Source organism: Streptomyces sp. NPDC014870, from assembly GCF_043081505.1.
GTDB lineage: Bacteria > Actinomycetota > Actinomycetes > Streptomycetales > Streptomycetaceae > Streptomyces.
In genome coordinates this window covers 310017-316458 of record NZ_JBIBWQ010000011.1, presented here as the reverse complement: position 1 = coordinate 316458, position 6442 = coordinate 310017, and the positions used below count along the sequence as shown (strand labels likewise).

Here is a 6442-nt window from a genome sequence, read left to right as displayed (position 1 = left end):
TCACCCATGGCAACCAACAAGGCGAACGGCACGGCATCCGGCACCCCCTCGGGCCCGGCATCGGAGGCCGCGGGCGCGCAAACGGTCGCGGTCGCGACCCTCGCCGAGGAAGCCACGTCCGAGCTGCTCCCGCAGGCTGAGGGAGAGGCCCGGGCGACAGGGCTGCGGGGCGAGTCGGAGGAGGCCGAAGGAACGCGAACGAGGCGTGCGGCCGCCGTGCCCACCGGGTCCCCGGCCACGAGCACCGGCGAGGCTTTCGCGCCGGGGGCCGCCGGCGTCACCTCCGGCTCGGAGGCACGGGTGGAGACGGAAGCCGCGTCCAAGGCGGAAGCGGAGGTGGAGTCCAAGGCGCAGGCGGAGACGGAGACCGAGTCCGAGGCGGAAGCCGAGTCCGAGGCGGGGGCGAAGGCAGAGGCGAAGGCGGAGGCGAAGGCGGGGGCAGAGGCCACGGGCAAGCCGTCGACGGGCACGGGCGAGCGCGCCGGGCACACCGCTCCGCGGCCCCTCGGCCGCCCCACCAAGCCGATGATGGCCGCTGCCGTCGTCGGTGGACTCCTCCTCATCGGCATCCCCTTCCTCTTCTCCGGCCCGTCCGGACCGGACGGCACGCCGCCCTCCGCCTCCGGCCAGGGGCCCTCGGGGAGCCTCATCGGACCGGACGGTTCAGGGCCGGGCGTGGTGCCCGGGCAGCAGAACGCACCCGACAGCGGTCGCGTCGGCAGCTCCGCTCCCGGCAAACCGAACGGGGGCGCCGCAGGGGGCAGCGCTGCTCCGAAGGGCGGTCCGGCCGGCGGGTTGCACGAAGGCGGCACGGCCTCGCACGACGGCTCCGGCAACACCCGGCCCCTCCCGGGCGGGACAGGAGCCCAGGGCAACGGCGGTCAGCCCGCGGGCGGCGGGACCACCCCCACGCAGAATCCGACCGACAGCGGCGGGACATCGGGGGGCGCCGTACCGCAGGGGAAGGACACGGTCCAGCAGCCTGCCCCCGTCACGTACACGCACTTCATAGGCCCCGGCTGCGACACCCCCGGCTTCGCCACTTCGGACCGGTACACCGACGGCACGAAGGGCTGGCTCGGGAGTTGGGGCAGTCAGAAGGGCTACGGCTGCAGCGGCCTCTTCTACAGCCTCCCCCTGTCCAACAGCACGTCCAAGTCGACCGGCGCCTACGCCCATTGGCGCTTCCCCACCGGCAAGGTCACGAAGGGGAGTTGCGCGGTCGAGGTCTACATCCCGAATGTCAAGGACCTCGCCTACGTCGGCGGCAGCCCCGCCCACTACACCGTGTACCGCTCGTTCCAGCCGCAGTCGAGCACGAAGGTCGGCACCTTCGAGATCAACCAGGCGGCGCGACTCGGGCAGTGGGTGGCTGCCGGCAGCTACCGCGTGGACCAGGGCCGTCTGTCCGTCATCCTCGACAACCGGGGCACGACCTCCGGCAACCGGCACGCCGCGGCGGCCCCGGTCAGGATCAGCTGTTCCGCGTAGGGTCCGGGACGCGCGCCCCCGACAGGCAGGGAAGGATCTGCCCGTCGGGGTGTGGCCGGGCGACGGTCACACCACCGCGCGCCCCGCCCACCGGGCCCGTTGCTCCCTCCCGCGGGTGACGCCCTCCTTGTAGCCGAGGCGTTCCGCGTCCGCCAGGGCCACCCGGACGCAGACCGCGGCCTCGTCCCGGTCCCCCTGGACGTGCAGCGCCTCGCCTCGGGTCAGGCGGATCATCACATGGCGCATCGCGGGCAGACCCGGGCGGTCGGCCAGCACGGTGAGCGCCTGCGCCGTGCACTCCAGCACGTCCTCCAGGTCGCCGTTGGTCAGGTACAGGCGCGCCTTGAGTTCGAGTGCGAGCAGTTCCGTCAGGGGGTCGTCCGCCTTGCGCGTCAGTTCGACGGCGCGCGTGGCATGCGCGAGTGCCGTACACACGTCGCCGCCGCGTTCCAGCGCGAGGCCCAGGTTGACGAGGGCCGTGGCCTCGCTCGACGGGTCTCCGGTCCGTGCCGCCAGTGCGGGAGCCGGCTCCAGTCGGCGGAGTGCCTCCGACAGATGCCCCTCCTCCAGAAGAACCCAGCCGAGGAGGGCCCGTACGCGCGTCTCGGCGTCCGGGTCGTCCAGGAGCACGGCCGACTCAAGGGCTTGTTCGAGCAGGGGCACCCAGCCGTCGCGTACGTTCCAGGTGATGTGGGGCCACTGCAGAACGACGAGGCGCCATGCCCGGTCGTCGTGACCGGCGGCGCGGGCCGCGGCGACGGCTGCGGCGAGGTTCTCCCGCTCCGCCGCGTACCACCGCAGGGAATCCTGACGGTCCGCGAACTCGCGCCCTGAATGCGGTACGTACGCCCCGTCGGGCAGCGTGCAGCACGGCTGGTCCTCCGGCACCGAAGCGGCCGTGGCCCTGAGCGCCGTCGCTATCTGGTGGTCGAGCACGCGCAGCAGGGCGTGGCGGTCGCGGGACAGTCCGCGTGCGTAGAGGCGGACCAGCTCGTGCAGCGAGTACCGGCCCGGAACGTACTCGGTGACCAGGTGCGCGCCGGCCAGCCGGTCGAGTGCCTCGCCCGCCGCGACCGGGTCGCAGTCGGACAGCGCGGCCGCCGTGTACCGGTCCAGGTCGGTGCCCGGCAGCCTGCCGAGGAGGGCGAAGAGCCGTGCCGTCTCGGGCGGCAGGCCCTGCACGGTGAGCCCCAGTGCCGCCGCCACGCCCGCGTCGCCGCTGTCGTCCAGGGAGAGCAGCGACAGCCTTCGCTGCTCGTCGGCGAGTTCGGCGGCAAGGTCGGCGAGCCTCCAGTTCGGCCGGGTGACGAGCTGGGCGGCGGTGATGCGCAGCGCGAGCGGCAGCCCGTCGCAGAGCTTCCCGAGGCTGACGGCCGCCTCGGGCTCCGCCGCGACCCGCGCCCTGCCGACCGCCGAGGCCAGCAGTTCAACGGCGTCGTCCAGGTCGAGGAGGTCGACCGGTACGGGCCGGGCGAGGCCCTCGGCGATCAGCCCACTCAGCCTCAGCCGCGAGGTCACCAGGACGACCGACCGGGGCCCCGAGGGCAGCAGCCGGCGGACCTGATCGGCGGTGCGGACGTTGTCGAGGACGACCAACAGCTCCCGGTCCGCCGTCAGTTCCCGGTACAGCGCGGCCGCGCCGGGGGCGGACTCGGGCAGGGCTCGGGGCTTGACGCCCAGGGCCATCAGGAACTCCCGTATCACCTCGTCCGGTTGGACGGGGTCGTCGCCGAAGCCGCGCAGGTCGGCGAAGAGCGTTCCGCCCGGGAAGCCGTGCTGGTGCTGGTGGGCCCAGTGCAGGGCCAGTGCGGTCTTGCCGACGCCGGCGGCGCCGGTGACCAGCGCGATGGTGCCCTCGCCCGTGGCCGCGTCGATTCCGGCCAGTTCCTCGGCCCGGCCGTGGAAGCCCCGCGCGCCACGGGTCAGCAGGCGCGGCACCGGGCGGGCGGCTGGGTCGGCCGCGTACGCGGGGCGGGGCGGCGCGGGCCGCCCGGTCGGCCCGTCCGTCGGCGCCTCGGGCCGCGGGGCCGGTTCGTCGTGCGGCGTGGCCGCCCTCCCGGTGGGCCCGTCCGTCGGCGCGTCGCCCGGCCGGGTCGGTGGGTCGTGCGGCGCAGCCAGGCGGGGGCGACCGGGACCGTCCGGGCGGGCGGGTGCTCCCTGCGGCGGGACCGCCCGAGCGGTCCGCACGGCCTGCGGGACCCGGGGCTCGGCCCCGCTGCCGCCCGTGCTCCGGAAGTCGTGACCGCTCGTCCTCACGCGTGTCGGCCCGCTCCGGCTCGTCTCCCCACGCGAGGACTCGACGACGAGGCCCCGGGGCATCGCGGCCGACGGCCGGTCGCCGAGCAGATCTCCGCGGAGTATCCCCTCGTACGCCGCGCGCATGGCGGGACCGGGGCTGACGCCGAGCTCCTCGGCGAGCAGCCCCCGGGTGCGGTGGTACCGGTCGAGGGCGTCGGACTGACGACCCGCTCGGTACAGCGTGACCATCAACGCGGTCGTCAGGGACTCGCGCAGCGGATAGGCCCCCACCTCCGCCTTCAGCAGCGCGACGGCCTTCGCAAGGTCGCCGAGCAGGCCGTACAGCTCTGCGAGCTGCTCCACGGTGGACAGCCGGGTCTCCTCCAGGGCCTGGGCGGCGGCGGCCAGCGACGCGCTCGGGACGGTCCCGGTCAGGGCCGGCCCGCGCCACAGACCGAGGGCGTCCCTCAAGAGGGCCGCCGTCTCCTCGGGCCGCTCCCCCTGCTGGCCGCGCCGGACCAGCTCCTCGAAGCGGTGCACGTCGAGGAGGCCGTCCGGTATCTCCATCACGTAGGCCGACCCGCGGGTGGCCAGCCGTACGTCGTACTCCTCCGCACATGCCTCGGCGAACAGCACGCGCAGCCGCGAGACGTGGCCCTGGACGACGGTGCGGGCGTGGGCCGGGGGCGCCTCCTCCCAGACCGCGTCGATCAACTGTGCCATGGGCACAGCCGTGTTGGACCGCAGCAGGAGCGTGGCCAGCACACTGCGCCTCTTGGCGGGCCCGAGCGCCATCTCCCCCATGCGGGTCGCCACTCCGACCCCACCGAGCAGCCGAAATTCCACGCGGTCTCCCCATCTCGCGCCAATGGTCGACATCAGACTCAGCGGCCCGACCCGGGGCGTGCGCCTCCGGGCCGGACCGGCGACTTGGAGGATGCGGACGCCACCACGCCCGTTCCACTTGTGAGGAAAGAATGAGGAAGGAACGCGGTCCGTGAGGACCGTTCCGGTCCACTGCCGATTCCCCGGCACCCCAGCACCCCGCCGCATGCCGTACGCGCGGGAGTCGCGCACCGGTCCGCGACTGGTTGGGGCGTGGGGGAAGTGGGACGCTGAAGGGGTGAGGGGTCGTGCCGAGGGATTCGGGAGGGCCTTATGGGACGTGACGTGCCGGAGCTGACATTCACCCGTGACGACCGCCGTCAGTTCCGGAACAAGATGCACACCTGCCTCGACGTGTTCGCACGCATGCTGCGCGAGTCGCGGTTCGACTTCGAGCGGCCGCAGGTCGGCATTGAGATCGAACTGAACCTCGTCGACACCTCCGCCGAACCCACCATGCGCAGCACCGACGTGCTGGACGCGATCGCCGATCCCTCCTGGTCGACGGAGCTGGGACAGTTCAACCTGGAGATCAACATCGACCCGAGGCGGCTGACCGAGGGCGGTCCCGACTCCTGGGAGCAGGAGATCCGTGACGCCCTCAACCACGCCGAGGACAGAGCGGCGGCGATCGGCGCGCACCTGGTCATGATCGGGATCCTGCCCACCCTGGAACTCGAGGACACCGGGCTCACCTCGCTGTCGGAGGACCCCCGATACCGCCTGCTCAACGAACAGATCTTCTCGGCACGCGGCGAGGACCTGCTGATCTCCGTCGACGGCGTGGAACATCTGCGCACCCACGCCGACACCATCGCACCCGAGGCCGCCTGCACCAGCACCCAGTTCCACCTGCAGGTCTCCCCCGACGAGTTCGCCGACCACTGGAACGCCGCACAGGCCATCGCGGGCGTGCAGGTCGCCCTCGCCGCGAACTCGCCCTTCCTGTTCTCCAAAGAACTCTGGCGCGAGACCCGTATCCCCCTGTTCGAACAGGCCACCGACACCCGCCCGGACGAGATCAAGGTGCAGGGCGTACGGCCCCGGGTGTGGTTCGGCGAACGGTGGATCACCTCCGTCTTCGACCTCTTCGAGGAGAACACCCGCTACTTCCCCGCCCTCCTCCCGCTCTGCGACGACGAAGACCCCGAGGACACACTCGAGCGCGGTGACATCCCCAACCTGGCCGAGCTCACCCTCCACAACGGGACCGTCTACCGCTGGAACCGGCCCGTCTACGCCGTCGTCGACGGCGTCCCCCACCTGCGCGTCGAGAACCGCGTCCTGCCCGCCGGGCCCACCGTCACCGACGTCCTGTCCAACGGCGCCTTCTACTACGGGCTCGTCCGCGCCCTCGTCGACGAGGACCGGCCCGTATGGACACGCATGTCGTTCGCCGCCGCCGAAGACAACCTGCACTCAGCGGCCCGGCACGGCATCGACGCCCCCCTGTACTGGCCCGGCATGGGCGAGGTACCCGCCACCGAGCTGGTCCTGCGCCGGCTGCTCCCGCTGGCCGACCGCGGACTGGAGCGGCTCGGTCTCGACGCGGACTGGCGCGAGCCACTCCTCGGGATCATCGAACAACGCTGCGTCAGCGGCCGTAACGGGGCGGTGTGGCAGGCCGAGATGTTCCACCACCTGCACGACATCCACCATGCCGGCCGGCACGAGGCGCTCCGGCGCATGACCCAGCAGTACATCGACTACATGCACCTCAACGCGCCCGCACACACCTGGCCCGTCGACTGACCCCCGGGAAGTGGACCCGTCGGCCGACGACTGGCGGGCCGCTGCCACGGCGGGATGATGGAGAAGCGGGGCGGCG

Annotated in this window: 3 protein-coding genes; 2 read left to right on the top strand and 1 reads right to left on the bottom strand. The window is 72.9% G+C overall.

Translation table 11 applies throughout. The annotated features are described in order from the left end of the window. Positions 1-6: 6 nt before the first annotated feature. On the top strand, positions 7-1491 hold the full coding sequence (locus tag ACF09C_RS30035; protein ID WP_392096002.1) for a hypothetical protein: 1485 nt from the start codon (positions 7-9) through the stop codon (positions 1489-1491). Between the two features lie 66 nt (positions 1492-1557). Here ACF09C_RS30035 and ACF09C_RS30030 read toward each other — a convergent pair whose 3' ends face one another. Further along, positions 1558-4575: a BTAD domain-containing putative transcriptional regulator gene (locus ACF09C_RS30030; RefSeq protein WP_392096000.1), complete on the bottom strand. Its 3018-nt coding sequence runs from the start codon at positions 4573-4575 to the stop codon at positions 1558-1560. Between the two features lie 312 nt (positions 4576-4887). On the opposite strand from ACF09C_RS30030, the gene ACF09C_RS30025 reads away from it, so the two are divergent. Next, positions 4888-6366, top strand: coding sequence for a glutamate--cysteine ligase (locus tag ACF09C_RS30025; protein ID WP_392095998.1), 1479 nt, complete (start codon positions 4888-4890; stop codon positions 6364-6366). Positions 6367-6442: the final 76 nt, after the last annotated feature.